Annotated in this window: 2 protein-coding genes; both read right to left on the bottom strand. The window is 73.3% G+C overall.

The features are described 5' to 3' along the window. Positions 1–278 (bottom strand): hypothetical protein (locus tag GTR00_RS20230; protein WP_166613330.1); only part of this gene is annotated, 278 nt, incomplete at its 3' end. After that, positions 275–1,618, bottom strand: a complete 1,344-nt coding sequence (locus tag GTR00_RS20225; protein WP_166613331.1) for a glutamine synthetase family protein — start codon at positions 1,616–1,618, stop codon at positions 275–277. The genes GTR00_RS20230 and GTR00_RS20225, both read right to left, overlap by 4 nt. Positions 1,619–1,741: the final 123 nt, after the last annotated feature.

Raw genomic sequence — 1,741 nt, 5'->3', positions numbered from 1 at the left:
CGCCCGCGCCCGGCGGGCGAGCCGTCGGCGCCGGCGGCCAGCGCCTCGGCCCAGCGCACCAGGCCCAGCAGCGCCTGGTCGGGGTCGGCGGTGCGGCCCAGGGCGCGCACCAGGGAGGTGGTGGCCTCGTCGTCCAGCGGCTCGCCGTCGGCGCCCACGCGCACCACGCCGTCCAGGGCGGCGTCGCGCAGCAGCCGCAGGCCGCGGGCGGGGTCGGTGAACCCCGCCCGGGCCAGCTGCGCGGTGGCGCTGGTGCGGCGCCCGGGCGCGGTGCTCACAGCAGGGGCAGGTAGCGCTGCAGCTCGAACGGGGTGACCTGCGCGCGGTACTCGGCCCACTCGGCGCGCTTGTTGCGCAGGAAGAAGTCGAAGACGCCCTCGCCGAGCGCCTCGGCGACCAGCTCGGAGCGCTCCATGACGGCGATGGCGTGCTCCAGGCTCTGCGGCAGCGGCTCGATGCCCATGGAGCGCCGCTCGGCGTCGGTGAGCGACCACACGTCGTCCTCGGCGCCGTCGGGCAGGTCGTAGCCCTCCTCCACGCCCTTCAGGCCGGCGCTGAGCAGCAGCGCGAAGGCGAGGTAGGGGTTGCAGGAGGAGTCCAGCGCCCGGTACTCCACGCGCACGGACTGCGCCTTGCTGGGCTTGTACATGGGCACGCGCACCAGGGCGGAGCGGTTGTTGTGGCCCCAGCTGACGTAGCTGGGGGCCTCACCGCCGCCCCACAGGCGCTTGTAGGAGTTGACGAACTGGTTGGTCACGGCGGTGATCTCGGCGGCGTGGCGCAGGATGCCGGCGATGAACTGCCGGCCGGTGCGGGAGAGCTGGTACTCCGCGCCGGCCTCGTAGAAGGCGTTGGCGTCGCCGTCGAAGAGGGAGAGGTGGGTGTGCATGCCGGAGCCGGGCTGCCCCTGCAGGGGCTTGGGCATGAAGCTGGCGTACAGCCCCATCTCGCCGGCGACCTCCTTGAGGACCGTGCGGAACGTCATGACGTTGTCCGCGGTGGTCAGGGCGTCGGCGTAGCGCAGGTCGATCTCGTTCTGGCCGGGACCGCCCTCGTGGTGGCTGAACTCCACGGAGATGCCCATGCTCTCCAGCACGGAGATGGCCTCGCGGCGGAAGTCGGTGGTGGTGCCGCCGGGGTGGTTGTCGAAGTAGCCGACGTAGTCCACCGGCTCGGGCACCGCGCCGCGCTCCAGGGGCCCCTTGAAGAGGTAGAACTCGATCTCGGGGTGCGTGTAGAAGGTGTAGCCGTGCTGGGCGGCGCGGTCCAGGGCGCGCTTGAGCACGTTGCGCGGGTCCGAGCGCGCCGGCTGCCCGTCGGGCGTGAGGATGTCGCAGAAGATGCGCGCGGTGCCCTGGTGGTCGTCGGTGGTGCGCCAGGGCAGCACCTGGAAGGTGGACGGCTCGGGCTTGAGGAGCATGTCGGACTCCGACACGCGCGAGAGGCCCTCGATGGCGGAGCCGTCGAAGCCGATGCCCTCCCCGAAGGCGCCCTCGAGCTCGGCCGGCGCGATGGCCACCGACTTCAGCGTCCCGATGACGTCGGTGAACCACAACCGGACGAAGCGGATGTCCCGCTCCTCCAGCGTGCGCAGCACGAACTCCTGCTGGCGGTCCATCGCCACCCTTCCCGTCGTGGTCCGTCGGGCCGCCGGTCGCCGGCGCCCTGGGCGGCCCATCCTCCCCCATGGGCGCCGCGCGGCGCGCGGGTGCCCGGCGGGGCGGCGCGCGGGCGGTGGGCG

The organism is Kineococcus indalonis (genome assembly GCF_009906395.1).
In the GTDB taxonomy this organism is placed as follows: domain Bacteria; phylum Actinomycetota; class Actinomycetes; order Actinomycetales; family Kineococcaceae; genus Kineococcus; species Kineococcus indalonis.
The sequence above is the reverse complement of the archived record's forward strand: the minus strand, read 5'-3'. Positions and strand labels throughout refer to the sequence as shown.